19 protein-coding genes are annotated in these 25,693 nt (G+C 63.8%); 4 read left to right on the forward strand and 15 right to left on the reverse strand.

Translation table 11 applies throughout. The features are described from left to right. Positions 1–272 precede the first annotated feature (272 nt). Both BM436_RS28875 and BM436_RS28880 read right to left on the reverse strand, forming a co-directional pair. On the reverse strand, positions 273–1,454 hold the full coding sequence (locus tag BM436_RS28875; RefSeq protein WP_307666396.1) for a helix-turn-helix domain-containing protein: 1,182 nt from the start codon (positions 1,452–1,454) through the stop codon (positions 273–275). Next, positions 1,342–1,944 (reverse strand): hypothetical protein, encoded by a 603-nt coding sequence (locus tag BM436_RS28880; protein WP_093559306.1) that lies wholly within the window; start codon positions 1,942–1,944, stop codon positions 1,342–1,344. Before BM436_RS28880 ends, BM436_RS28875 begins: the two co-directional genes overlap by 113 nt. 580 nt (positions 1,945–2,524) lie before the next feature. Here BM436_RS28880 and BM436_RS28885 point away from each other — a divergent pair. Beyond that, the gene (locus BM436_RS28885) at positions 2,525–5,554 is read left to right on the forward strand and encodes a ligand-binding sensor domain-containing diguanylate cyclase (protein ID WP_093559308.1); all 3,030 of its coding nucleotides are present in this window, start codon (positions 2,525–2,527) and stop codon (positions 5,552–5,554) included. A 48-nt stretch (positions 5,555–5,602) separates the two neighbouring features. Here the strand turns inward: BM436_RS28885 and BM436_RS28890 are convergent, their stop codons facing one another. Then, the gene (locus BM436_RS28890) at positions 5,603–7,804 is read right to left on the reverse strand and encodes an OsmC domain/YcaO domain-containing protein (RefSeq protein ID WP_093559310.1); all 2,202 of its coding nucleotides are present in this window, start codon (positions 7,802–7,804) and stop codon (positions 5,603–5,605) included. A 335-nt stretch (positions 7,805–8,139) separates the two neighbouring features. Between BM436_RS28890 and galA the strand changes: the two genes are divergently transcribed. The 3 genes from galA to BM436_RS28905 all read left to right on the forward strand — a co-directional run bounded on the left by galA (position 8,140) and on the right by BM436_RS28905 (position 13,083). Next, the gene (galA, locus tag BM436_RS28895; protein WP_093559312.1) at positions 8,140–10,677 is read left to right on the forward strand and encodes a beta-galactosidase GalA; all 2,538 of its coding nucleotides are present in this window, start codon (positions 8,140–8,142) and stop codon (positions 10,675–10,677) included. A 67-nt stretch (positions 10,678–10,744) separates the two neighbouring features. Next, entirely contained in the window at positions 10,745–12,304 is a 1,560-nt protein-coding gene (locus BM436_RS28900) for an alpha-L-fucosidase (RefSeq protein ID WP_093559314.1), read from the forward strand. 227 nt (positions 12,305–12,531) lie between these two features. After that, a complete protein-coding gene (locus BM436_RS28905; protein WP_177307587.1) occupies positions 12,532–13,083 on the forward strand; it encodes an outer membrane beta-barrel protein in 552 nt (183 codons plus the stop codon). Here the strand turns inward: BM436_RS28905 and BM436_RS28910 are convergent. The 12 genes from BM436_RS28910 to BM436_RS28965 form a co-directional block, all read right to left on the reverse strand. After that, positions 13,080–14,444, reverse strand: a complete 1,365-nt coding sequence (locus tag BM436_RS28910) for a glycoside hydrolase family 27 protein (RefSeq protein WP_093559431.1) — start codon at positions 14,442–14,444, stop codon at positions 13,080–13,082. The genes BM436_RS28905 and BM436_RS28910 overlap by 4 nt on opposite strands. A gap of 166 nt (positions 14,445–14,610) precedes the next feature. Beyond that, entirely contained in the window at positions 14,611–15,090 is a 480-nt protein-coding gene (locus tag BM436_RS28915) for an Hsp20/alpha crystallin family protein (RefSeq protein WP_093559318.1), read from the reverse strand. Positions 15,091–15,289: 199 nt separating this feature from the next. Beyond that, the gene (locus BM436_RS28920; RefSeq protein WP_093559320.1) at positions 15,290–15,814 is read right to left on the reverse strand and encodes a GNAT family N-acetyltransferase; all 525 of its coding nucleotides are present in this window, start codon (positions 15,812–15,814) and stop codon (positions 15,290–15,292) included. Next, positions 15,811–16,401, reverse strand: coding sequence for a GNAT family N-acetyltransferase (locus BM436_RS28925; RefSeq protein ID WP_177307589.1), 591 nt, complete (start codon positions 16,399–16,401; stop codon positions 15,811–15,813). The genes BM436_RS28920 and BM436_RS28925 overlap by 4 nt, the downstream gene beginning before the upstream one ends. A gap of 126 nt (positions 16,402–16,527) precedes the next feature. Continuing rightward, entirely contained in the window at positions 16,528–18,255 is a 1,728-nt protein-coding gene (locus tag BM436_RS28930) for a TRAP transporter large permease (RefSeq protein ID WP_093559324.1), read from the reverse strand. After that, a complete protein-coding gene (locus BM436_RS28935) occupies positions 18,252–18,794 on the reverse strand; it encodes a TRAP transporter small permease subunit (protein ID WP_093559326.1) in 543 nt (180 codons plus the stop codon). The genes BM436_RS28930 and BM436_RS28935 overlap by 4 nt, the downstream gene beginning before the upstream one ends. A 90-nt stretch (positions 18,795–18,884) precedes the next feature. Continuing rightward, positions 18,885–19,715, reverse strand: coding sequence for a CPBP family intramembrane glutamic endopeptidase (locus BM436_RS28940; protein WP_093559328.1), 831 nt, complete (start codon positions 19,713–19,715; stop codon positions 18,885–18,887). 10 nt (positions 19,716–19,725) lie between these two features. Continuing rightward, on the reverse strand, positions 19,726–20,130 hold the full coding sequence (locus BM436_RS28945) for an ester cyclase (protein ID WP_229490831.1): 405 nt from the start codon (positions 20,128–20,130) through the stop codon (positions 19,726–19,728). Positions 20,131–20,184: 54 nt separating this feature from the next. Further along, positions 20,185–21,759: a methyl-accepting chemotaxis protein gene (locus tag BM436_RS28950; RefSeq protein WP_093559330.1), complete on the reverse strand. Its 1,575-nt coding sequence runs from the start codon at positions 21,757–21,759 to the stop codon at positions 20,185–20,187. Beyond that, positions 21,756–23,186: an aldehyde dehydrogenase family protein gene (locus tag BM436_RS28955; protein WP_093559332.1), complete on the reverse strand. Its 1,431-nt coding sequence runs from the start codon at positions 23,184–23,186 to the stop codon at positions 21,756–21,758. The genes BM436_RS28950 and BM436_RS28955 overlap by 4 nt, the downstream gene beginning before the upstream one ends. Positions 23,187–23,499: 313 nt before the next feature. Next, the gene (gene araD1, locus BM436_RS28960; RefSeq protein WP_093559334.1) at positions 23,500–24,498 is read right to left on the reverse strand and encodes an AraD1 family protein; all 999 of its coding nucleotides are present in this window, start codon (positions 24,496–24,498) and stop codon (positions 23,500–23,502) included. A gap of 9 nt (positions 24,499–24,507) precedes the next feature. Then, a complete protein-coding gene (locus BM436_RS28965; protein ID WP_093559336.1) occupies positions 24,508–25,683 on the reverse strand; it encodes an L-rhamnonate dehydratase in 1,176 nt (391 codons plus the stop codon). Between the last annotated feature and the right edge of the window lie 10 nt (positions 25,684–25,693).

A 25,693-nucleotide genomic window follows, 5' to 3' on the forward strand; every position in this document is an offset into this window, starting at 1 on the left:
AAATGTATCTTAAAGCCATTCTAGTGACAGATGCAAATTTTCAGCTTGGAGCAGAAATTGGAAAAATTGAAGAAGCCCCTGAGAAATAAGGTCCGCCTATCCTAAAATCGACGTCGAAAATGGTACGCTACACTGGCATCGTAACACGTCCATACTTTTGAGTAATCTTCGATTCCACTGCCATATCAAAATTACATATTGGCAATATTTGCGTAGGCAACCCGACGGCTGGGGTAGCACTCAAAAAGCGGTCTGTCTCTTCCTATGAGTTCTTATTTAATGATGCGTAGCCCCGTTTGCCTCTCAAGCCGATACAACCTACTCAGCTCAGAGTAGTTCAAGTTCAGCATCAGTGGTAGCTCATCTGGTGAATATCCCATCTCCTGAACTGTATGCGATATTAGTGCATCCATTACAGAAGTTTCTTCGCGACTAAAATCTAAAGATTGTGGTTCGCGTATTCGGAATCCACGACTAGACATCTGGCGCCAAAGGTACTCAGCTTTATATCTATCAATGCGGCCCAAATAGCCCGCACGAAAAATTAGTGACGCCATCGATACACGCCACACAGGCTTCATGTAAGCAGCCTTGTCAATGGTTAAGTCCCGCAATTCAGGCCCGATATCGAACGCCGGCATCAGTAATGCTGAAGCAAACTGGTCGGCCTCCTCCTCCATGGTTGCAGTAGGGTAAGGATGCATGATCAGGTGACCAAGTTCGTGAGCCAGGCTGAAGCGCATGCGATCCGCAGGCTGACTGCGATTAAGAAAAATAATCGGCGGTAGTCCTGGAATCCTATAGCTCACGCCGTCAATCTTGGCTTCCTCCAGATCACACTGAATCACCAGGCATCCTGCGCGTTCCGCACACTCCGTAAGTGAGCGAATGGGACCGCGTGGCAAAAGCCAAGCACGACGAACGTTATCCGCCACAACGTCTGCTTGCCCATCAAAATCATCAATGTCGTAACGAGGGAATGGCAATTCCGGCTCAAGATCAACCGAGCTCAAAAACTTCCGCACATGCGCGATACGAACGTTCAGTTCTGCAATTACGCGATCAATGACTTTCTGGCCGACTGAAGACTTCTTTCGGAACATTGCATGTGCACTCATTGGTGCACCATACTCGCGCTCTACTTGACGAAAAAAGGAACTAGGACAATCCAATGCGATTGCAAGCCTTTCGGTCTGCTCCATGCTGACTTCTTTTAACCCTTGCTCGATTTTTGAAAGCGTACCCTGCGCCATTCCTATTTCTTTGGCAAGCTCCGCTTGGCTCATGGACAACATCCTACGCCGTAGCGCGACTAACTCTCCTCTAACGGACCGGAAGTCGTCAGCCGGTTGAAACATCTTGCTTTTCACGATTTGTCTTGCGTTTTGGTTTAATGATACGGTTGGCCACTGAAGAGGAACCATCGTCTGTATGGGGCGCGAATGGGAGCACATTTTGCGCCATTGGCGCAGAACCAAACAAATCGATCATCCACACCACTGAGCTTTTATGGCGCTGCATTAGGACGATGCGCTCGACTGCAGCGCCTACATCGTCCAACTGGTAAACCAGCTCCAAACGAGTAAGGCCACCGAAGAGTTCGCGGTCTTGATCAACAAAAGCCAAGGCATTCTTAGTCGGATAATTCCTTGACAACATTCGCTCATCGGCCTTTTTCATGCGGATGAAAATGTCCCTGCCTACCAAAATACCTGTGTAATTAGGGACCGAATCAACCTTGATGCCATCGACCTTGTCAAAGATACGCTTGGCATTGGCAAGCATCTGGTTCGAAACCGCTTGTGCGCGGAACGATTTCGTCTGCATCTGCGAAGCGTAGGGATTTTTTAGCCAATCTGAGAAGGCCGTTTGGACAATTTCAACGAACTGATTGCTGAATGGACGGATAGCCTGCTCGGCTGCATCTTGAGTGATGATCGGCATTGCTGACACCTAGCAAAGATTGCGATGTACAAATGATACTCTATAACACCAATTTTTACCACAAAATATTCCAAAAAATATTCCGTGACCTGCGTGGCCAAGGGAACTGTGTTGCAAGTCTCGCTGGCATGCAACGCCAAGTCTTACTTATCCCATTTTGCAGCTCGCTGGCGTTGCGTGCTTTAGCGCAAACACCGCAACATTGACCCTGCTTGATGCACCGCAACGCATAAGTACTAGAAAGCAAAATAATCAGCTTTAAAATCAGGCACTAAGCAGCGCAACACTTTCCCTATCTACCAAGACTGCGAAGTTGTGGAGGCATCGTAATCGCCTGATGGGCGCAATATGGACATGGATGAAACCTGCCAACAACAGGCCAACGGACTCCCCGCCAAAACGCCTTTGCCAGTTGAGCGCGTCACGAAAAACAACACAGTGCTACCCTGAGCGTTCCCACTCCGGGCCGCACTGGCAAACCGCTGAATTCGCACGACGATTCGAGGTATAGTGGGACCGTGCTCTCAAGCAATTGTCATCGCAATATGCAGAAAATCACCCGCGACAATTTCAGACTCTGATGCTGTGTTTGACCACGCTCGGCACGCTCCCGTCCGCGCTGGCCGATCCGGCGACGCCCCGTTGGACCCAGATGGGCGCGACGGTGTTCAAGCACATGCCCGCTCCGCTGACCAATTCGATGGCCCAGGACCGCCGTGGCTTCATGTGGTTGGGCACGCAGTCAGGCCTGATCCGCTGGGATGGCTACACGTCGCGCCTTTACACTGCCGACAGCAAGCGTCCGCGCGCCCTTCCAGACAGTTTCGTGCCCGCCGTGCACGTCGACAGCCGCGGCAACTTGTGGATCGGCACGAGCTCGGGGGGCATGGCCCGCTATGACCCGGCCAGCGACGGTTTTACCGTCATCAGCGCCGGCCCCGGCGGCGTCAGCGACGCGCACGTGGCCGCCTTCGCCGACGACGGCGTCGGCGGCTTGTGGATTGGCACCGCCAGCGGCCTCGATCACATGGATACATCCGGCAAGGTGACCGCCTTGTCCGACACCGCGCTCCCGCCCTCCGGGCGCGGATCGGCCATCCGCACCATTGAGGCGCTGCTGCGCGACCAGGCGGGCGGCTTGTGGATCGGCACGCGGAAAGGTTTGCTCTACCGTGCACCGAACGCCGCGGCCGCCACGGCTTACGGGCTGGACGCCCCCATCAGCGTCCTGCTTCAGGACACGAGCGGCCGTATCTGGATCGGCACGCGCGACCGGGGCGCCTTCGTGATCCGAGCGGGAGAACATGGCGCCGTTTCCGTCGGGGAAAGTGGCCCCAATGCCGCCCTGCACAAGCAGCGCGTGTGTGCCATCGTGGAAGTGGCGCCCCGGGAAATCTGGTTCGGCACCGAAGGAGGCGGTATCGTCGCGCTCGACCCCGACGGCGGCGTCACGCGCCGCATCCGACACACGCCCGACGCGCCGGACAGTCTGAGTGACAACGATACCTATGCGCTGTTTCGCGAACGCAGCGGGCTGATCATGGTCGGCTCCACCGACGCGAGCAGCGTGCACGACCCGCGGCCGCGGGCCGTGGTCACCATACGCGACACGGGCTTGCCCATGGACGGTAAATTCACGGCGCCCAGCATCCTGGTGCGCCCGGACGGGAAAGTATGGGTGGGGGTGGGCGGCGGCGGCATCGACATCATCGATCCCGCCGCCGGCGACGTTGGGCAGATCGCGGCCGGCGAGCCCGGCGGCCTGCCCACCGGGCGGGTCCTGACCATGGCCAACGGCCCTGACGGCAACGTGTACGCCGGCACCCAGCAGGGCCTGTACCGGATCGACGCCCAAGGCGAGCGTGTCGAGCAAATGCGCATACCGGGCCGCAGCGCTACCGCGGCGTCGTGGGCCGTGGCGTTTCAGGACGGCGTCACGTGGTTGGGCGGACTCGACGGCCTGTGGGCGCTCAAGCTGGACGCCACGGGCGCGTCAGCGACGGTGCTGCGGCACGAGGACGGCAAGCTGGGTGACAGCCGTGTCACGTCGCTGCTTGCGCTGGCGAACGGCGGCTTGTGGATCGGCACGCGCGCCGGCCTCGTCTTTTTGCCGTCCGCCGAGGGCAGCCTGGAAGTCATCCCCACCGACGCGGCCACCGGCGACCGGCTGCCGCGCGGTTTCACGTCCTCGCTCGCGCTGGACCAGCAGGGCCGCCTGTGGAGCTCGACCTTCGGACGGGGCGTGCAGGTGCTCGAACGCACCGACGCCGATGGACGGCGGCGCTTCCGCCGTATCGAAAGGACGCATGGTTTGCCGGACAACAGCGTCAACGTCGTGTTGGCGGACCGCCAGGGCGCGATGTGGGCGAGCACCGACAAGGGCCTGGCGCGCATCGATACCGCCACGCTCGCCGTCAAGGCGCTCAGCGTGGCCGACGGCGTGCACATCACCCAGTACTGGAGCAATTCGGCCGCGCTCACCGATCAAGGCGAATTGCTCTTTGGCGGCATTACCGGGCTCACCGTGTTGCGCCCCGATAAGCTGGCCGACATCGACTACCGCGCCCCCGTCGTGGTCACCGATCTGGCCGTGGCCGACCAGCCGGTGGCGCCGGGCCGCTACATCCGGGAACCCGACGTTCCCGCAGCCGCCGCGCTGGAAATCACGCCCGCGGGGAAAGAGCGCGGTTTCTCGCTGGAGTTCGCCGCGCTCGACTACTCGGCCTCCGAACGCGCGCAGTACGCTTACCGGCTGGTCGGCTTTGACAGCGGCTGGATCCCGACCGCGCCCGGTTCGCGCCGCCTTGGCTACACCAACCTGCCCCCCGGCCACTACACGCTGCAACTGCGCGCCGCCACGCGCGCGGGCGCGTGGACGGAGCCCCTCAGCCTGCCCGTGCACGCTTTGCGGTCGTGGCACCAGATGGCATGGGTGCGCGCCCTGGCCGTGCTGCTCGCCCTGGGCGCGGTCGCCTGGCTGGTGCGCTTGCGCATCGCCTGGTACCGGAGCCGCCAGGCGGAGTTGGAATCGATGGTCGAGCAGCGCACGTCCGAGCTGCGCGCCAGCCAGGTGATGCTGGAACAGCTCGCCTACGCCGATGTGCTGACCGGCCTTCCCAACCGCCGTCTTTTCAACGACGAACTGCGCCACATGCGCGCGCAAGCCGCGCGCGACAGGAGTCAGTTCACGCTGCTGCTGATCGACCTCGATCATTTCAAGCAGGTCAACGACACGCTCGGTCACGACGCCGGCGATGCGTTGCTGATCGAAGTGGCGCGCCGCTTGCGCCTGTGCGTACGGGAGACGGATCGCCTGGCGCGGCTGGGCGGCGACGAATTCGCGGTCTTACTAGGCAACACGGGCGACGAACACGACGTCGATCACGTGGCGCGCCGCATCGTCGACAGCGTCGGCCAACCGATTGCTTTCGGCGAGCATCAGATGCGGGTCGGAGCCAGTATCGGCGTCGCCACCTTCCAGGGCACCCAGGCCAGCGACGAAGCGCTGTACAAGCAGGCCGACCTGGCGCTCTATCAAGCCAAGAGCGCGGGCCGCAACACCTGGGTGTGGTACCGGGCCGAGAAACACGAGGAGTTTGTGAGCACTTGAGTCCCGCGCGCGCGTCGGACCGCTTTCAATTAGGCGCCGCATCCTTCGTCACGCCCTGGCCACCCCGTTGGCCCGTGCCGTGTGCAGTTTGTGGTAGCTGTCGATCAGCCGCTGGTGCCGGTCGAGTCCCTCCAGTTTCATGCTCGTCGGCGTCAAGCCGTGGAAGCGCACGCTGCCGTCCACCGAACCCAGCACCGCGTCCATCCGTGGATTGCCAAACATCCGGCGGAAATTGGCCACGTAATCGTCGAGTTCCAGGTCCTCGTCCAGCAGCACCTCGAGAACAACGTTCAAGGCTTGATAGAACAAACCGCGCTCGACCGTGTTGTCGTTGTACTGCAAGAACGCTTCCACCAGCTCTTGCGCCTCCTCGAACTGTCGCAATGCGAGCTGGATCAGCAGCTTCAACTCCAAGACCGTCAACTGTCCCCACTCCGTGTTCTCGTCGAATTCGACGCCGATCAAGGTGGCAATGTCGCCGTAATCATCCAGCTCGTTGTTTTCCAAACGCTCGAGCAGCGCTTCCAGGCTCGCGTCGTCCAGGCGATGCAAGTTCAAAATATCCGACCGGAACAACAGCGACTTGTTGGTGTTGTCCCAGATCAGATCCTCCACCGGATACACTTCCGAATAACCCGGCACCAGAATCCGGCATGCGACGGCGCCCAATTGGTCATACACCGCCGTGTAGACCTCTTTGCCCATGTCTTCTAGAATGCCAAGCAAGGTCGCCGCCTCGTCGGCATTCGAGTTTTCCCCTCGGCCGGAGAAATCCCACTCGACAAATTCGTAATCGGCTTTGGCGCTGAAAAAGCGCCACGACACGATGCCGCTGGAATCAATGAAGTGTTCCACGAAGTTATTCGGCTCGGTGACGGCGTTACTGGCGAAGGTGGGCCTAGGCAAATCGTTCAGGCCTTCGAAACTACGCCCCTGCAGCAACTCCGTCAGACTACGCTCCAACGCGACCTCGAAGCTCGGGTGCGCGCCGAACGAGGCGAACACGCCGCCCGTCCGAGGGTTCATCAGGGTCACGCACATCACCGGGAATTCGCCGCCCAGCGACGCGTCCTTCACCAGCACCGGGAAGCCCTGCTCTTCCAAGCCGTTAATGCCGGCCAGAATGCCGGGGTATTTCGCCAGCACCTCCTGCGGCACGTCCGGCAACGCGATTTCCCCTTCCAGGATTTCGCGTTTGACCGCCCTTTCGAAGATCTCCGACAGACATTGCACCTGCGCCTCGGCCAGGGTGTTACCGGCGCTCATGCCATTGCTGACGTACAGGTTTTCGACCAGATTGGAGGGGAAATACACCACCTCGCCGTCCGATTTCCGCACATAAGGGAGCGAGCAGATACCGCGCTGCACATTGCCGGAGTTGGTGTCGTACAGATGCGAGCCACGCAACTCGCCGTCCGGATCGTAAATTTTCAGGCAGTACTCGTCCAGAATCTCGGCCGGCAGCGCGTCTTTGCGGCCGGGCTTGAACCAACGCTCGTTCGGGTAATGTACAAACGGCGCGTTGGCGATGTCCTCGCCCCAATACGTGCCACCGTAAAAGTGGTTACAGTTCAGTCGCTCGATAAACTCGCCCAGCGCCGACGCCAGCGCGCTTTCCTTGGTCGATCCCTTGCCATTGGTAAAACACATCGGCGAATGCGCGTCGCGGATATGCAGCGACCACACATTGGGAACGATATTTCGCCACGAGGCGATTTCAATCTTCATGCCCAAGCCCGCCAAAACCGCAGACATGTTGGCGATGGTTTGCTCCAGCGGCAGATCCTTGCCGGCGATATACGTGCTCGCATCGGAATCCGGATTCAAGGTCAGCAAAGCCTGGGCATCGGCGTCCAGATTCTCCACCTCTTCAATCACGAACTCCGGTCCGGCTTGCACCACCTTTTTCACCGTACAACGGTCGATGGAACGCAAAATACCTTGGCGATCCTTGGCGGAGATATCCTCCGGCAATTCAACTTGAATCTTGAAAATTTGCTGATATCGGTTTTCCGGATCGACGATATTATTCTGCGACAGGCGGATATTTTCGGTCGGAATATTGCGAGTCACGCAATACAATTTCACAAAGTAGGCCGCGCACAAGGCCGACGAGGCCAGAAAATAATCGAACGGACCAGGCGCCGAGCCGTCGCCCTTATAACGGATGGGCTGGTCGGCCACCACCGTGAAATCGTCGAATTTGGCCTCAAGACGAAGCTTATCGAGAAAGTTGACCTTAATTTCCATGGGGGAATTCCAAAATAGTGCTCAAAATGAGATGGGCACCATTATCCGTTGTTTTGGCCATACCGCATAGGCTGCTGGCGGTGCCCTCCTCTCCCATGGCCTTCTGGCGCCCGCCACGAACGCCGGTATCAGCGCGCCGCGCCCGACTTCACGGTGCTGCCTCCCCATGCATTCATGTCCGATTTGCAGGCCCCCGCGCGCTACTGAATTATGTTCATCGGGTTGATGATTTTAGCAATTGCGACATCAAGGCGTAGCTCACAAAATCCACATTTTGGTCAAGTTTTTCAAGACCAAGCGACAAAGCCAACAAAACATCGTGAGGAAACGTGAACATGCACCGCACCACCACCATCGCGCTGGCATCCAGCCTGCTTACACTGGCAGCATTGAGCGCGCCTGCGACCCTTTGCCTGGCCGCGATGAACCCCGCGGTTCGCGCTCAATCCGCCGACACAGCGTCTCCCACGTCTTTGCGGCACACCCTCTCGCTGGACGAGGGATGGCGGTTCCACCTCGGCGACATTGCGCGCGATTCGTTTGCCGGCGGCCAGGGCGTCAATCTTTACGCGCCGGACATCACCTACCAAGGCGCGAAGGCCGGGAGCGTCTGGGGCGCGGCGGCGCGCGGATATGACGACAAGCGTTGGAAGCTGGTGGACCTGCCACACGACTGGGTCGTCGAACAGCCCTTCGACGAGAAGGCGCTCAAGCAGCAAGGCTATCGCCCCCGCGGCATCGCGTGGTACCGGCGCACGTTCAAACTGCCCGCCTCTGATCGCGGCAAGAACATCGAGCTGCAATTCGACGGCGTGGCGACACACAGCACGGTGTATTTCAATGGCAACGAGGTTCATCACAACTGGAGCGGCTACTCCTCGTTCCAGATCAATCTCACGCCGATGGCGCGCTACGGCGACGACGGCATCAACACCATCGCGGTGCGGGTGGACGCCGAGGACACCGAGGGCTGGTGGTATGAAGGCGGCGGCATCTATCGCCACACCTGGCTCGTCAAACGCAGCCCGGTCCACGTCGCCACCGACGGCGTCTACGCCAACCCCGTCAAGACCGCCAATGGAGGGTGGGTGATCCCCGCCGAGGTCACGCTGGCCAATACCGGCCCCGGCGCGGCCTCGGCCTCGGTGGACGTCGGGGTTTTTGATGCCGCGGGCCGTCGGGTCGCGGGCGCCCGCTCCGCGCCGGTGAACATCGTTGCCCAGGGCGACGCCGTGGCGAAAGTCGCCGTCCCGGTGGCGAAGCCGAAGCTCTGGTCTGTGGATGAACCGAATCTCTACACGGTGCGCACGACCGTGCTGCGCGACGGCAAGCCGGTGGACTCCGTGGACACCACCAGCGGGTTCCGCACGATCCGCTTCGACGCGCGGAAGGGATTTTTCCTCAACGACCAGCCGCTCAAGCTCAAGGGCACCAGCAATCACCAGGATCACGCGGGCGTCGGCGTTGCTGTGCCGGATTCGATCTGGGACTTCCGCGTGCGCAAATTGAAGGAGATGGGCTCGAACGCCTACCGCACCGCGCACAACCCACCGGCCAAGGAGTTGCTCGACGCCGCGGACCGCCACGGCATGCTCGTGATGGACGAGACCAGGCACTTCAACGCCTCTCCGGAATATCTGAAGCAACTCCAGTGGCTGGTGCGCCGCGACCGCAACCACCCCAGCGTGATCATGTGGAGCCTGTTCAACGAGGAAGGGCTCCAGGTCAACGAAGAGGGCATGGAGATCACGCGTGTGATGAACGCGGTGGTCAAGCAACTCGACACCACCCGGCCCACCACTGGCGCGCAGAACAAGGGACAACTGGGCCCGGACGGCAAGGTGAACCCAAAGAACGCCGCGCATAGCGTGGACGTGGTCGGAATCAACTACCAGAGCGACGAATACGACAAGATTCGCGCGGCCTATCCCGACAAGCCCATCGTCAGCACGGAGGACACCTCCCAGGTCATGACGCGAGGGGAATACACCACCGATTGGGCGAAGGTCGTGGCCTCCTACGATGATGTCTATCCGGGTTGGGCGGCGACCAGCAACGCCCGCAACTCTTGGGAGGCGATCTCCAAGCAGACGTCCTTTGCCGGTGGCTTCTCCTGGACGGGCTTTGCCTACCGCGGCGAACCCACGCCCTACGGATGGCCGTCCGCAAGCTCCCACTTTGGCGCTCTCGATCTCTGCGGCTTCCCCAAGACCGAGTTCCACGTCCGGCAGGCGCTCTGGGTGAAGGACAAGCCGGTGCTGACCTTGGTGCCGCATTGGAACTGGCCGGGCAAGAATGGCCAGAATATCAAGGTGTTGGCGCCGACGAACGGCGACACGGTGGCGCTTTTCCTCAACGGCAAACTCATCGAGGAAAAGAAGGCAGATCCCTTCCAGATGGTGGAGTGGCAGGTGCCCTACGCGCCGGGCCGGCTCGAAGCCGTCGCGAAGAAGAATGGACGCGAAGTGGCGCGTTTCGCCGTGGAAACCACCGGCGAGCCCGTGGCGCTGCGCCTCACGCCGGACCGCAAGGCGCTGGCCGGTGATGGCCGCGACGCGGTCCCGGTGACTGTCGAGGCCATCGACGCGCAAGGCCGATCCGTGCCGACCGCGAACCTCCCCGTTTCGCTCGAACTCAGCGGCCCGGGCGCGAACATCGGCGTCGGCAATGGCGACCCGAACAGCCACGCGCCGGAGAAAGGCGACAAGGTCACGATCTACAACGGCCTGGCCCAAGTCATCCTCCAAAGCCAGCGCGCCGGTTCGGGCAACCTTGTCCTGCGCGCCACGTCGGCCGGCCTGCAGCCCGCCGAAACCACGATCAACGTCCGGGCCGTGCCCGCGCTCCCGTCCGTTCCGGTCGTGGCGCAATAGCCACCGGCCCTTTTCTAATATTGCCTTACCAACTTACCACCTTGATAAAGAAATCGGAGACAACTCGATGACCATCAGCATCCTTCAACGCGGAATGTTATTTGGCCTGCTGGCTTGCTGCCTGGCGCCATCGCGCGCGGCTGAATATGTACCGCCGCAACAGCCAGGCAAGTTTAACGCCACACCCGCATCCCTGAAGCAATACCGCGCCCCGGACTGGTTCCGCGACGCGAAATTCGGCATCTGGTCGCATTGGGGGCCGCAAGCCGTGCCGCGCGCCGGCGACTGGTATGCTCGCAATATGTATATCGAAGGCACGCATCAGTATCAGCACCACCTGCGGCAGTACGGTCATCCGTCCCAGTTTGGCTACAAGGACATCATTCCTTTGTGGAAGGCCGAACGCTTCGATCCTGATGCGCTGATGGCTCTGTACGTGAAGGCGGGCGCGAGGTATTTCGTCAGCATGGGTGTCCACCACGACAATTTCGATTTGTGGAATTCGCGCCATCACAGCTGGAACGCCGTCAACATGGGGCCGCGTCGCGACATCGTCGGCGCCTGGCAGCGGGCCGCGCAAAAAGCTGGCTTGCCATTCGGCGTGTCCGAGCATCTGGGCGCCAGCTTTGGCTGGTTCGCCTCCAGCCACGGCCATGACAAGAGCGGGCCCATGGTCGGCGTGCCGTATGACGGCGCAAATCCCTCGTTCCAGGAACTCTATCATTCCGACAACGAAGCCTACCTGTCGATGTCGATTTATGGGAACAATTGGTACACGACCCATCCGGCCTGGCATCAAGAATGGTTCAGGCGCGTGAGCGATCTGCTCGACACCTATCATCCCGACTTGCTGTATTCCGATGGCGGCATCCCCTTTGGTGTGGTCGGCCGCACCCTGCTGGCGAACTATTACAATGCCAACATGGCGGCGAACGGCGGCCGGCTGACCGCAGTGTACAACCACAAGGACGGCGGCGAATTCATTGCCGAGGCGGGCGTGCAGGATGTGGAGCGCGGCGTGTTAAAAGGCATCAATCCCTTGCCGTGGCAAACCGACACCTCCATCGGCGACTGGTTTTATAGCGAAGGCTACCAGTACAAGCCGACCAGCGAGATCATTCATATGCTGGCCGACATCGTCAGCAAAAACGGTAACCTGCTGCTCAATGTGGTGCAGTATCCGGATGGCAGCCTGCCGCCGGAACCACGCAAGTTCCTGGAGGAGATGGCGGTCTGGATCGGCATCAACGGCGAGGCGATCTATGGGACCCGCCCATGGAAAGTGTTCGGCGAAGGACCGACCGAGGCGGCCGTCGGCGCAATGAAGGAAGGCACGAAATACACGCCGCAGGATATCCGCTTCACCGCCAAGGGCGACGCGGTGTATGCCATCACGCTCGGTGTACCGGACGAGCAGGTGGTGATCCAGTCGCTGGGCAAGCGCGCCGGCCATGTCAGCGGACCGATAAGCGCCGTGTATCTGCTGGGCAGCAAGGCACCGTTGAAGTGGACCCAGCGCGACGATGCGCTGGTGGTTTCGCTGCCGCCGCGGATCCCCACGGCGCATGCGTCGGCCTTGAAGATCGTAATGAAAGACGCCCAAATAGCAAGTGCAACACCACGGTGATTTGCGTCGATGGGGACGCGTGTGCGCAGCAGACTCCCGGCCGCGTTTTCCTCAAACCGGCTCGCCTCCTCGATGCGCGCTCCCCCGGCCCAGCTCCCGAAGCGTTGCGGTGACAGCCTTGGCAACCAGCAACATTTTCAGTGTTTCGAATGCAATGTTATTTAAAAAATATCCACGTATAATCCAGGGGCTGCAAATCAACCCACCTACTACATTTCGGAGAAATCGTGAAAAGAAAACTGATCGTTGCCCTGTGCACGGCCCTCGGCCTTGCGCCCGTCGCCGCCTACGCCGAGGATACCTATGCTGGCATCAATCTCGGCCGCGCGAAGCAGAAGGTGGACGCCAGCATCCTGAGCTCATCCGACGACACCACCGCCGTCAAGGTGTACACCGGCTACCGTTACGACGGTGTCTTCGGCGTGGAAGCGGGCTACGTGCAACATGGCCGGGCCAGTCTGCCTCTGTCGGGCACCATTCTGACCGCCAAGCCCCGCTCCCTCTACGTCGCGGGAACGGCCACCGCGCCCTTGACTCAACAGCTGGCGGCGTTCGGCAAACTGGGCGCGAGCTTCAACCGCGCCAAATTCACCAACTTCGGCGCCAACGGGCGTTCGGAAAGCAAGACCACCGCGCTGATAGGCGCAGGCCTGACCTACGCGGTGACTCCGGTGGTTTCAGGCGTGCTTGAGTACGAGCATTTCGGCAAAGTGGTTGATGAGGGGGCCTTGAACCTCAAGTCCCGCATCATCTCGGCCGGGGTACGCGTGACTTTCTAAGCCGCGAGGCGCAGCATCGCCGAACCATGCGGCGCGAGCGTCTGGCGGATGGCGCCGCGTGCCGGCGCCAGATCCTTGCGCATCCACAGATCGCGCAGCGCGACGGTCTTGTCGCCCAGGTTCAGGCGCGACAGGTCGAACACGATTTCCACCGGCGTGTCCTGCGTGTTGAACAGCGCGAGGTACTGGCCCCCGTTGGCGCCGTTGGGACGCGCGCTCCAGATGCGCGTGCCCGCATCGGCCCGGTGCGGCTGGTTTCCATGGCTCTTCTGGTTCACCGCCAGCACTTCCGGATTGGTCAGCAAGGCCAGCGTCTTCGCGTCCAGGTGCCTCAAGTCGCCACCCATGATGAGCGGCGAGCGCGCGATGGACCATAGCGTCATCAGCGTCTGCTGCTCGTCCGGCGTCAGGTTGGTGTCGCGATTGCCCAGCGCGAGACGGCCCAGGGGCAGCATGTCGGCGTCGGGCCAGGCGTTTTCGCCCATGTGGGGATTCCAGTCCTCCAGGCGCTGGAACTGCTCCTTCAGCATCTTCCATTCGTCCCAGAAGTCGTCGGAGATGCGCCACATCTGCGCGTAGTGCGGCACATGGCTGGCCCATTTGAGGTCGGTTTCGCCGGGCGACAGGCTCAGCGTGATGGCGCGCCCGGACGCCTGGATGGCCTTGTGCGCGGCCTCGATCTCGCGCCAGTTCTTGTCATACGGGCGCGACAGGTCGTCCATCTTGATGAAGTCGACGCCCCACGACGCGTACATCTTGAAGATGGAGTTGTAGTATTCCTGCGCGCCCGGCTTGGTCATGTCGACGCCATACATGTCGCCGTTCCAGGTGCAGATGGAACCGGTGTCGGCGATATCCTGCGCGCGGAAACGCGAGCCCAGGATCGGCGTGTTCATCCGCACCGCCTGGCGCGGAATGCCGCGCATGATGTGGATGCCGAACTTCATGCCCATGCGATGGATCTGCTCGGCCAGGGCCTTGAAACCGGCGCCGTTTTTCGCCGATGGAAACCGGTTCGGCGCGGGCAACAGGCGGCCGTATTCGTCCATCGTCAACTCGGCGTCCTTGCGGTATTCGTAGCCGTTGGCGTTCGGCTCGTACCACTGGATGTCCACCGTGAAGACGTTGTAGCCGGACGGCAGCAACTGCCGCGCCATGATGCGCGCGTTCTCCAGCGACTGCGCCTCGGTGATGGTGGTGGCGAAGGAGTTCCAGCTGTTCCATCCCATCGGCGGGGTGGGAGCCAGCGGCGCCCTGCCTCCGCTCACGGTTTGCGGCGTCGCCGCCGACGCCACCCTGGGCAATAATGCGGCGGCGGCTATGGAGGCGGCGAGAAGATGGCGGCGGTGTGAATTGATCATGATATCCAGTGGCGGGAAAGGGAAAAAATCGCGTTTCTGCGCGGGCATCATAGCGCAGCTTTTTCCACTGTTATCGATGATTTATTCGTCCCCTCCAATGTCAAAATAGATATCGGGTAGGATCAATCGCCTCCGCCGCCTCCCCGGTAACGCGACCCCGGCCAGCCTATTGAATCGTCAATTGCTTGGCGCGGGCCGACTCGGCCTTCGGCAAGGTCAGTTTCAACACGCCGTCCTCGAACCTGGCCTGCGCGGCGTTGTCATCGACGTCGGACGGCAGGACGAAGCTGCGCGCGTATTTCCTGTAGGACCTCTCCGAATACACGACGTTGCCGCCCTCGCCCTGGGTCGCCTCCTGCTTCGATTCGCCCTCGATGGTCACGCGCCGCTGGTCGATGGCGACCTTGACGTCCTCCTTTTTCAAGCCGGGCAATTCCGCCTCGACCTCAAACCCCTGGTCGGTCTCCGACACGTTGAGGCGAGGACTGGTCGCGATGCCGCCCTCCTGGTCCGGCGGCATGGAATACCGGGCCAAGGGAGCGAAGAAGTTTTCCAGCATGGTTTCCACCATTCGACCGAACTGGTCTTCGATCGGGTTTGGACGGTACACCGACAGCGGTGCCTCGTTGCGTCTTACGATATTCATCACTTCCTCCTATGGTTTCCATGAATGGCGGACTCGCCAACAAGACATTGGGATGCGGAGCGTCACAGCGGTGACGGGCCCCGACCGTGTTATGACACGCGAAACGACGCAATGTTGTCGGCCTCATCAGAAATTAAGGTATCCATGCCGGGGCGGGCTTGGGGGGACGCGGTTCGGCCCCGTTCCCGGCCCAGAAGGGCTAGCGGCCCGTAGCCAATCGCATGGTTTGTTCGAACAGCGCCGTGCCCGGGCGGGGTTGCGGCGCGCCGTGGGGCTGGAAGCCCTCGCGGACATAGAGGCGCGCGGCGGACGTGTCGCCGCAGGTGACGTCCAGCTGCACCACCAGCGCCCTCCTCGACCGCGCCCAGGCGACGCTTTCCCGCAGCAGCGCGGCGGCCACCCCGTGGCCCCGGCATTCGGGCGCCACCCACATCTGGAACAGGTTGACGATGGCCGGATCGCCGGCGTCGACCTTGGCCCACAGCAGGCCCACCGGCGCGCCGCCGGATTCCGCGATCAGCGGACAGTCCTGGCCCGAGACCACGGCCGCGGCCAGCCGCGCCGCCCACGCCTCCGGCGCGCGCACCTCTTCCGCGGCCAGCGTGCTGCCGAACGCCTCGGGCGACTCGGCGAGCGAGCGCAGCCGGATGTCGCGGTATGCCGGCCATTCGTGCGCCGCCAATTGCCGGATGGCGTAGCCGCCGTTTGCTTCTTTCTCCGTCATCGAAGTGCCCTTGTTTTTTCACAATCGTCGAGCGCCATCGCGTCCCGGCGGTAATGCAATGTCGCGATATGTCCATGGCCGCCCATCCTGCGATGGGACCCGAGGCCGGCGAACACGAATCCGCACTTTTCCAGGATACGGCGCGAGGCCACGTTGTCGCGCACCACGTGGGTTTCGATTCGCTTCATGCCGAGCAGTGCCGGGAGCCGCGGCACGCATGCGGCCACCATTTCATAGCCCAGCCCCTGGACCCAGAACCGCGGCGCGACAAAATAGGCCAGGTGGCATGCCAAATGGTCCCGTGTAACGACCACACATCCCGTCAATTCGCCATCCACGCGCCGGTGCGCCGCGACGCCGAAGCGTCCCTCGTGGCGCCAGCTGTCCGCCGAGGTCTTCCAGGACGCGCTGTCCAAGGCGAGCATACGCGCATCGGGCCGTCCGATATAGAACGGCTGGTGGACGCGCTCGTCCGAGAGGATTTCCGCCAGTTTCGGCGCCGTCGCCGCGCCGCATGGAGTCAATACGAGTTGCGGCGTTTGAATGGGAAACATGATTGGAACGGATTCATTGGTCTCCGTGGCCACGCGCAGCTCGCCATCCGCCGCCACCGCCGCTCCGTGCCGTGCTTTTCGCCGCCATCCTGCCTCCATTTCAATCGTTGGGAGGGTGGCCGCCGGACAGTGCCTTGCCGGGCGGCCGCCGCGATACACTTATTTCTTTTCCGGCGCCGGTTCGGCCGGCGGGGTTTCCTCGAACTGCGGCAACTGGAACTCCGGCTCCGCCGCCGGCTGGCTTTCGTTGCCGGCCGGCTGCTCGATCATCAGCCCGGCGGGAGGGCCGTCGGACGCGGTGCCCTTGTCGAGGAACATGGTCACCGTTTGCGGGAAGGCCGCCACCAGCAGCACCATCACCATCTGCAGGCCCACCCATGGCAAGGCGCCCCAGTAGATGTCCGAGCTCTTCACTTCCTTGGGCGCCACGCCGCGCAGGTAGAACAGCGCGAAGCCGAACGGCGGGTGCATGAAGGAGGTCTGCATGTTCACGCACAGCATCACGCCGAACCAGACCAGCGCCGCCGAAGCGGCCGCCTCCGGGCTGCCCATCATCGGCTCCAGCTCAGGCGCCAGGATCTTCTGCGCCACCGGCGCCAGCATCGGCACCACGATGAAGGCGATCTCGAAGAAGTCCAGGAAGAAGGCCAGGAAGAACACGAACAGGTTGACGACCAGCAGGAAGCCGATCCAGCCGCCGGGGATGCCGGTGAACAGGTGCTCGACCCAGCGGCCGCCGTCCACGCCCTGGAACACCACCGAGAAGCAGGTCGAGCCGATCAGGATGAACACCACCATCGCCGTCAGGCGCATGGTGGACTGGTAGCTCAGCACGATCAGCTCGCGCAGCGGCTTGATGCGGCTGGCCCGCACCAGCAGCCAGGTGACGGCCACGTACAGCAACGCCAGCGCGGCCTGCACGAAGGGCTTGGCGACCGGCGCCAGGCCGGTGGTCTTTTCGTAGTAGAAGGCGCCGATCAGCGCGGCCACGGCCATGGCCGCCATGCCGACGCGGAACACGATGCGGTCGCGCGCGCTGAATTCCTCATGGCGTATCACCGCCAGCACCACCGCGCCCAGCGCGCCCATGGCGCCGGACTCGGTCGGCGTGGCGATGCCCAGCATCATCGTTCCCAGCACCATGAAGATCAAGACCGCCGCCGGCACGATGCCGCGCAGGCACTGGCGCCACAAGGCCCAGCCCACCTTGGCCTGGTCGGTTTGCGGCGCGGCCGGCAGCCAGTCCGGACGGATGCGCGACAGGATGAAGGTGTACAGCGCGAACAGGCCGATCTGCACGATCGACGGGCCCCAAGCGCCCAGGTACATGCTGCCCACGTCCGCGCTGGCGGTCTGGGTTTTCAGCTGGTCGGCCAGCACCACCAGGACCAGCGACGGCGGCACCAGTTGCGTGATCGTGCCGGACGCGGCCAGCACGCCGGTGGCGTAGCGCATGTGGTAGCCGTAACGCATCATCACCGGCAGCGAAATCATGGCCATGGCGATCACCTGCGCCGCCACCGTGCCGGTGATGGCGCCCAGGATGAAGCCGACGATGATCACCGAATAGCCCAGGCCGCCGCGGATGCGGCCGAACAGCTGGCCCATGGAGTCCAGCATGTCCTCGGCCAGCCGGCATTTCTCCAGCACCGCGCCCATGAAGGTGAAGAAGGGAATGGCCAGCAGCAGGTCGTTGGCCAGCACGCTGCCGAAGATGCGCTGCGGCACCGCCTGCATGAAGGGGATCGTGAAATAACCGTGGTGGATCGAGATCAAGCCGAAGAACAGCCCCACCGCCAGCAGTGAAAAGGCGACCGGGAAACCGACCAGCATGAAGACAACCAAACCGCCGAACATCACCGGCGGCATCAACTCGAGTGGAATCATTGCACTGGCCTTTCGTACTTGCTATCGAGGTGCACCTTGCCGGCCAGCGCGGCGATGCGTTTGATCAGTTCGGCGATGCCTTGCAAGGTCAGCAGCGCGAAGCCAATGGGAACGATGATCTTGATGGGGTAGCGCGGCAGGCCGCCCGAGTTGCTGGACTGCTCGAGCACCTCCCACGACGGCATGAACAGCGAGTACCAGGCCAGCCAGGCGAACAGCGCGCAGGCCGGCAGCAGGAAGAAGATGATGCCGAACACGTCGATCCACAATTGCTTGCGTTCGGAGACGTGGCCGTAGATCAGGTCGACGCGCACGTGTTCATTGCGCTGGAAGGTGTAGCTGGCGCCCAGCATGACGGCGGCGCCGAACAGATACCACTGGAGCTCCAGCAGCCAGTTGTTGCTCCAGTCGAAGCCGTAGCGGATCATGGCGTTGCTGGCGCTGATGATGCAGGAGGCCAGTATCATCAGGTTGGCCAGCTGTCCGCAGCGATAGCCTAGCCGGTCCAATAGTTTGGATATGCGGAGTAATCCTTGCATGTAAGTCCCCTTGCCAGACGCGGATAGCGGCTGGCCGTTGTGTTATTAAAGGATTGTCGCAAGGATATTATCCGATTATTGTTACATTTGCTAACTATGTTGGGCGGCTCCACTCATACTCAGCCGGATGGCGGCGCAAGCAGCCAAGGTCACCCCGACCAGGAGCAACTGCGCCATGCTCCATTGGGCCGGCGTCCAGCGTTCCGCGCCGGCCGGGGTCCAGAGCGCCGCCCCACCCGGGGGCACGCCCAGGATCAGGTCCCGGGACCAGTTCCAGGCCGCGTGCACGCCGATCGCCGCCGGCACGCTGCGCCAGCGCACGAAGACCAGGCCGAACAGCAGCGAGCCGGCCGTGGTGCTGATGAACGCGACCTCCCAGGGCCAGCCGCTGACTATATGAAACATGGCGAAGAGCATTGCGATCAGGAGCTGCGCCGGCCAGAGCCCGAACCGCAGGATGAGATTGTCGAAGGCGTAGCCCCGGAACGCCAGTTCTTCGCACGCGTTGGTCGCCAGGTGGTACAGCAGGGCCGCCAGGACGGCCAAGGGCAGGATATCCGGGCTCCGCTCCCAGTGGAACGGCAAAACCGCGCGGAGCAGTAGCGCGGCGAACGCAAATAGCAGGACGCCGCCAGCGAAGCCGCAAGCAAGCTTCCCGGCCGTTCCAAGCGACCATGACAGTCCCAACTCGGCGAGCGAGCGCCCTTCGTGCTTGAGTAGCACGCTGCTGAAAATCAGAAGCATGACGGCCACCACGCCGGGTAAGCCTGGCACGGCGACCGGAATAGGCAGGCCCTGGTACGCCACGACCACCAGCGGGATCGAAATCAGCAGGAAGACGAGGCCACGCCAGGGGCTGGAGCCTGGCGTGGTCGTGGCAGTCGCTGGCGCGGCCGCATCGGGCTGATCATTGATAAACATAGGCCTGGAACTACGTGGGCAGCGCGCCGATCTGCTGCAACAGTCCCAACCGGTCCACCTGCACCCAGGCCCGCGCGATGCGGCCGCCTCGGAAGTGGTACAGCACGTTGCCCGTCTGCGTCACCCTCCTGCCGGTGGCGGGCGTGCCGTTGAACGCGCCGGCGTGCGTGGCCTGGAAGGTCCAGCGCACGGCCAGCCGCTCGTCCTCGCCGAACACCTCCTCCAGTTCGAAACGCACGTCCGGGAAACCGGCGCGTATGGCGGCCACCCCGGCGGCGAACTCCGCCCGCCCCCGGTTGCCCGGACTGGCGACGAAATCCTCCGTCAGCAATTCATTCAGCAGTTCCAGGCTGCCGTGGTTGAAGCACTGTTCATACAAGGTGCGGACCAGCTGTTTGTTGGCGTCGATCGACATGGATGGCCTCCCGATTGCTTGTCAAGAATGCCAGTGTCGCCCGAAACGCGGCGCTTATGCCAGTGTTTTCTGTTCCGGACCGTGGGCCGGCTGCGCGAACACGGCCAGCGCGCGTTCCAGCCGGGCGGTCTGGCGTTCCAGCGCGTCGCTGGCCGCCGCCGCGCCGGCCAGCGCGGCGTTCTGCCGCGTGATAGCCGCGATCTCGACCATGGACCGGTTGAGCGCTTCGATCCCCGCGCCCTGCTCCCGGCTGGCCGCCGAGATCTCGCCGACAATGCCGCTCACACTGGTCGCGCTGCGCACCACCTCCGCCATCGTGTCGCGGGCCTCGTCGGCCAGCCGGGCGCCGGCCGCGATTTGCGCCGCCGAGTCGCCGATCAGCGTGCCGATTTCCCTGGCCGCGCCGGCGCTGCGCTGGGCCAGGTTGCGCACCTCGCCGGCCACCACGGCGAAGCCGCGGCCCTGCTCGCCGGCGCGGGCCGCCTCGACGGCCGCGTTCAGCGCCAGCAAATTGGTCTGGAAGGCGATGCCGTCGATGATGGACGTGATGTGCGCGATGCGCTGCGACGTGCCCTGTATCTCCGCCATGGTGCGCGTCACCGCGCCGACCACGGCGCCGCCGCGCTGGGCCACATCGGCGGCGTGGGCAGCCAGGCCGATGGCCTGGGCCGCGTTCCCCGCGTTCTGGCGCACGGCGGCGGTCAGCTGGCCCATCGACACGGCGGTGCCGGCCAGCGCGTCCGCCTGCTGCGCGGTGCGCCGTGCCAGGGCCTGGTTGCCGGCCGCGATGTCCGCGGACACCGCGCGGATCTCCCGCGCGCTCTGCCGCACGGCGCCAACGATATGGCGCAGGCTGCCATTCATGTCGTGCAGCGCGCGCACCAGCTGGCCGGTCTCGTCGCGGGAGACGGCGGCGATGGACGCCGTCAGGTCGCCGCTCGCCACCCGCCTGGCCAACCGCACCGCCTCCCGCAGCGGACGGCTGACCGTGCGCGCCACGCCCAGCGCCAACAGCACGCCCAGCGCCACGCCGGCCAGCAGCAGCCCGACGATCCAGGCGCGGGCCTCCGCGTACAACTCGTTGCCGGCGCGCCGGGTCGCCGCCGCGCTGCGGTTGTGGATGTCCGCCAGCCGCGCCAGCCGGCCCAGCGCCTCCTGGTACAGCCGTTGCGATTCGCCGCGCATCAGGTCGCGCGCGTCGTCGTTGCGGTATTGCCGGGCCAGCTCGGCGATCCGCTCGTGCTGTGCCAGGTAGGCTTGCATGCCGGAGTCCAGCGCGGCGAGCAGCTTGGCTTCGCCCGGTTCGTGCGCCGCCAGCCGCAGCGCGGCCGCGTCGCGCCGGTAAGCGTCCAGCACGGTCGCCATCTCCGCCTCCAGCCGCGCCATCTCGCCGGTATCGACCGCCAGGATGTGCTGCAACTGCCTGGCGCGGAACTCCATCAGGCTCTCGCGCAACGCCGACACCAGCCGCACGCTGGGCATGCGCCGGGTTTCCAGCTCGTCGGTGTTGCCGTTGAGGCGCTCCAGCTGCGCGATCGAAAACACGCCGAGCAGCACCGCCAGCAACAGCACCGCCGCGTACGACAGCAGCAGCTTGCCAGCGATCCTCAGGTCGAGAAAGGCGGTCATGCCGCGCAGTAGGCGGTTTTCACGGTGGTGAAGAACTCCGCCGCGTAGGCGCCCTGCTCCCGCGCCCCGTAGCTGGACGCCTTGCGCCCGCCGAACGGCACGTGGTAGTCGACGCCGGCGGTGGGCGCGTTGACCATCACCATGCCGGCCTGCGCGTGCCGCTTGAAATGGGTGGCGTGCTTGAGCGAGCTGGTGCAGATACCGCTGGACAAGCCGAACTCCGTGTCGTTGGCCAGAGCCAGCGCGTGCTCGTAGCCGTCCGCCGGGATCAAGCTGGCAACCGGGCCGAAGATCTCCTCGCGGCTGATGCGCATGTCGTTGTGGCAGTCGGTGAACAGCGCCGGTTCCAGGTAGTAGCCCTCCTTCTCTCGCTGCAAACGCCGCCCGCCCCAGGCCAGCGTGGCGCCCTCGTCGCGTCCAATGGCGATATAGCGCAGGTCCTGCTCCAACTGCGCCGCGTCCACCACCGGGCCGATGTCGGTGCCGGCCCGCAGCGCGTCGTCCACGGTCAGGGCCGCCAGGGCGTCCTTCAGCGCGGCGGCGAAGGCGGGATAGATGCCCTTCTCGACGATGACGCGGCTGGACGCCGTGCAGCGCTGGCCGGTGGAGAAGAAGGCACCCTGCAGCGCGCATTGCACCGCCTGCGCCAGGTCGGCGTCGTTCAGCACGACCAGCGGATTCTTGCCGCCCATCTCGATCTGCACCTTGGCGTGGCGGCCGATGGCGGCCTGCGCGACCCGGGCGCCGGTGGCGGCCGAACCCGTGAAGCTGATGGCGTTGACGCGGCGGTCGTCCAGCATGGCCTGGCCAACCACGGCGCCGCGCCCCATGGCCAGGTTGAACACGCCGCCCGGCAGGCCGGCGCGGCTGACGATCTCGGCCAGCGCCCAGGCGCTGCCCGGCACCAGCTCGGCCGGTTTGAACACCACCGTGTTGCCGTAGGCAAGCGCCGGGGCGATCTTCCAGGCGGGAATCGCCAGCGGGAAGTTCCAGGGCGCGATGACGCCGACCACGCCGACCGGCTCGCGCGTCACCTCCACCTCGATGCCGGGACGCACCGAGGGCAGCTTGTCGCCGCGCAGGCGCAGGCATTCCTGGGCGAAGTACTTGAAGATGGCGCCGGCCCTGCCGGCCTCGCCTATGCCCTCGGGGCGGGTCTTGCCCTCCTCGCGGGCCAGCAAGGTGCCGAGCTCCTCCTTCCGCGCCAGGATCTCGCTGCCGATGCGGTCCAGCGCGTCGGCGCGCGTTTGCGGATTGGATAGCCCCCAGGCGGGTGCGGCCGCGGCGGCGGCCTCGATGGCCAGCGCCGCCTGCGCGGCGTCGGCCTGGGCGTAATGGCCGATCACGTCGGCCGTGTCGGAGGGGTTGATGTTGGCGCTGGCGGCGGCGCCGTCAAGCCAGGCGCCGTTGATATAGTTCTGGTTCATGATCTCATGTCTCCGGAAAGCGGTTTTTTGTGGGGACGAGCCGTAGGGCGGAGTAGCGCCATGGCGCTATTCCGCCGGATGTGAGCAGGCCCGCGCGCATCCGGCGGAATACCCGCTTCGCGCGTACTCCGCCCTACGCCAGGGTGTCAGGTCGGCTTGGTCCCAGGCATTTGCCGGGCTTGCTGCGCTGGAGCCCGCTCCCAGCCGAGTTCGCGCCGGATCTGGGCGGCGTCGGGCAGACGCGCGGCGCCCACCTGGCGCCGCAGCCAGGCCCGGACCGCCTCCTTGCCGGGCGGCTGGAAGCGGGCGTCCATCACAGCGGGCGCACGGCGGCCGGCGCGGCGCCGGCCGGGCCGCGGGCGATGCCGTTGATCAGCGGCGCGCCGAAATCGGCCGCCTCGATCTCGAACTCGTCGCCCTGCTGGGTTTGCACGCCGTCGGCGAAGGACAGCGTGGCCGTGCCGAAGAAGTGCACGTGCACGTCGCCCGGGCGCAGGAATTGCGCATACTTGAAGTGGTGGTACTCCAGGTTTTCCAGCGTGTGGCACATATTGTTCTCGCCCGACACGAACTCCTTCTGCCAGATCACGCGGCCCTCGCGGCGCAGTCGGCTGGTGCCGGCCACGTGCCGCGGCAGCTCGCCGGTGCGCAGTTCCGGGCCGTAGCTGCAGAAGCGCAGCTTGGAATGGGCCAGGTACAGATAGTTCTTGCGCTCGGTCACATGGTCGGAGAACTCGTTGCCGATCGCATAGCCCAGGCGGTAGGGCTGGCCGTCCTGGCCGATCAGGTACAGGCCGGCGATCTCCGGCTCCTCCCCGGCGTCCTCGGCGAAGGCCGGCACGGGGAAAGGCTGGCCGGGACGCACCACGGTGCCGCCGTCGCCCTTGTAGAACCACTCAGGCTGCACGCCGGCCTTGCCCGGCGCCGGCTTGCCGCCGTCCACGCCCCATTTGAAGATGCGCATGGAATCGGTCATCTCCGTCTCGTCCTGCTGCGCCTTCTGGTGCATCTTGTCGCGCGTGGCGGCGCTGCCCAGGTGGGTCAGGCCGGTTCCCGTCACCAAGAGGTGGGCCGGGTCCGGATGGTCCAGCGGCGCCAGCACGCGCAGCTCGTCCAGCATGGCCGCGTAGCCGTGCAGCGCGCCGTGGCCCTGGAACTCGGCCTGGGCCGCCAGCCCGCGGCCGGCGGCGATGGCCCGCGTGGCCAGTTCGTGCATGCTGGCCACGCCGCCCACCTCGGCCACCAGGCCGTTGTCGCGCACCACGCCGACCCTGCGCTCGCCCGCCGTCGTTTCGAATTGAATCAGTCGCATGGCGTCCCCCTATTCAATGATGTTGAAGTCGTGCAGGTGCTTGTCCGACACCGTCAGGCCCAGGCCCGGCAGCGTGTCGTCCAGCTGCAGGAAGCCGCGCTCGGGCAGCGGCTCGCCCTGGAACACGTAATAGAACAGCTCGTTACCAACCTCCACGTCGTGCACCGGGAAGTACTCGGCCATCGGGCTGGCGGTGGAGGCCATGGTCAGGTGGTAGTTGTGCATCTGGCCGGCGTGCGGGATCACCGGCACGCTCCAGGCCTCGGCCAGCGCGTTGATCTTCTGCGCGGCGGTGATGCCGCCCACGCGGTTGGTGTCGTACTGGATCACGTCCACGGCGCGCCGCTCCAGCAAGTCCTTGAAACCGTAGCTGGTGAACTCGTGCTCGCCGCCGGAGATGGGGAAGGGGCTCATTTTCTTGAGCTCGGCGTAGCCCTCGATGTCGTCGGCGATCACCGGTTCCTCCAGCCAGCGCGGATTGAACTCGGCCAGGCGCGGGATCATGCGGCGCGCGTATTCCAAGGTCCAGCCCATGTAGCACTCGAGCATGATGTCGACGCCGTCGCCCACCAGCTCGCGCAGCGCGCGCACCTGGGCGATGTTCTTCTGCATGCCCGCCGGGCCGTCCTTGGGACCGTAGCCGAAGCGCATCTTCATGCTGGTGAAGCCCTGTTCCAGGTAGCCGCGCGCCTCGCCGAGGAAGGCGTCCATGTCGTCGGTGGCGTACAGCTTGGAGGCGTAGCACGGGATCTTCTCCTTGGTGCGGCCGCCCAGCAGCTTGAACACGGGGCGGTTGACGGCCTTGCCCATCAGGTCCCACAGCGCGATGTCCACCGCCGAGATGGCGGCCATGCCGACGCCCTTGCGGCCCCAGGCCATGGTGCGGCGGTACATCTTCTGCCACAGGTACTCGTTGTCGAACGGGTCCTCGCCCATGACGATGGGGGCCAGGTGCTGGTCGATGATCTTCTTCGCCACGTGCGGCGCCAGCGCGCAGTTGCCGATGCCGACCAGGCCGGTGTCGGTCTCGATCTCGACCACCAGCCAGCCGTGGAAGCGGAACGAGGCCATGGCGTCGCCGCGCTCGAACAGGATGTCGCTGGCGTTGGTGCAGAAGTGCGGCGCGGGCGGCACGACCTTGCCCTTCCATTCAAAAACGCGGGTGCGTACTCGGGTGATTTTCATGTTGGTCTCC

The organism is Pseudoduganella namucuonensis, assembly GCF_900116645.1.
GTDB lineage: Bacteria > Pseudomonadota > Gammaproteobacteria > Burkholderiales > Burkholderiaceae_D > Rugamonas > Rugamonas namucuonensis.

Bases quoted from the DNA above. Each gene is read 5' to 3' on its own strand.
- BM436_RS28875 (WP_307666396.1), bottom strand. From the start codon at position 1,454: ATGTGCTCCCATTCGCGCCCCATACAGACGATGGTTCCTCTTCAGTGG.
- BM436_RS28880 (WP_093559306.1), bottom strand. From the start codon at position 1,944: ATGCCGATCATCACTCAAGATGCAGCCGAGCAGGCTATCCGTCCATTC.
- BM436_RS28885 (WP_093559308.1), top strand. From the start codon at position 2,525: ATGCTGTGTTTGACCACGCTCGGCACGCTCCCGTCCGCGCTGGCCGAT.
- BM436_RS28890 (WP_093559310.1), bottom strand. From the start codon at position 7,804: ATGGAAATTAAGGTCAACTTTCTCGATAAGCTTCGTCTTGAGGCCAAA.
- galA (WP_093559312.1), top strand. From the start codon at position 8,140: ATGCACCGCACCACCACCATCGCGCTGGCATCCAGCCTGCTTACACTG.
- BM436_RS28900 (WP_093559314.1), top strand. From the start codon at position 10,745: ATGACCATCAGCATCCTTCAACGCGGAATGTTATTTGGCCTGCTGGCT.
- BM436_RS28910 (WP_093559431.1), bottom strand. From the start codon at position 14,444: ATGATCAATTCACACCGCCGCCATCTTCTCGCCGCCTCCATAGCCGCC.
- BM436_RS28915 (WP_093559318.1), bottom strand. From the start codon at position 15,090: ATGAATATCGTAAGACGCAACGAGGCACCGCTGTCGGTGTACCGTCCA.
- BM436_RS28920 (WP_093559320.1), bottom strand. From the start codon at position 15,814: ATGACGGAGAAAGAAGCAAACGGCGGCTACGCCATCCGGCAATTGGCG.
- BM436_RS28930 (WP_093559324.1), bottom strand. From the start codon at position 18,255: ATGATTCCACTCGAGTTGATGCCGCCGGTGATGTTCGGCGGTTTGGTT.
- BM436_RS28935 (WP_093559326.1), bottom strand. From the start codon at position 18,794: ATGCAAGGATTACTCCGCATATCCAAACTATTGGACCGGCTAGGCTAT.
- BM436_RS28940 (WP_093559328.1), bottom strand. From the start codon at position 19,715: ATGTTTATCAATGATCAGCCCGATGCGGCCGCGCCAGCGACTGCCACG.
- BM436_RS28945 (WP_229490831.1), bottom strand. From the start codon at position 20,130: ATGTCGATCGACGCCAACAAACAGCTGGTCCGCACCTTGTATGAACAG.
- BM436_RS28950 (WP_093559330.1), bottom strand. From the start codon at position 21,759: ATGACCGCCTTTCTCGACCTGAGGATCGCTGGCAAGCTGCTGCTGTCG.
- BM436_RS28955 (WP_093559332.1), bottom strand. From the start codon at position 23,186: ATGAACCAGAACTATATCAACGGCGCCTGGCTTGACGGCGCCGCCGCC.
- araD1 (WP_093559334.1), bottom strand. From the start codon at position 24,498: ATGCGACTGATTCAATTCGAAACGACGGCGGGCGAGCGCAGGGTCGGC.
- BM436_RS28965 (WP_093559336.1), bottom strand. From the start codon at position 25,683: ATGAAAATCACCCGAGTACGCACCCGCGTTTTTGAATGGAAGGGCAAG.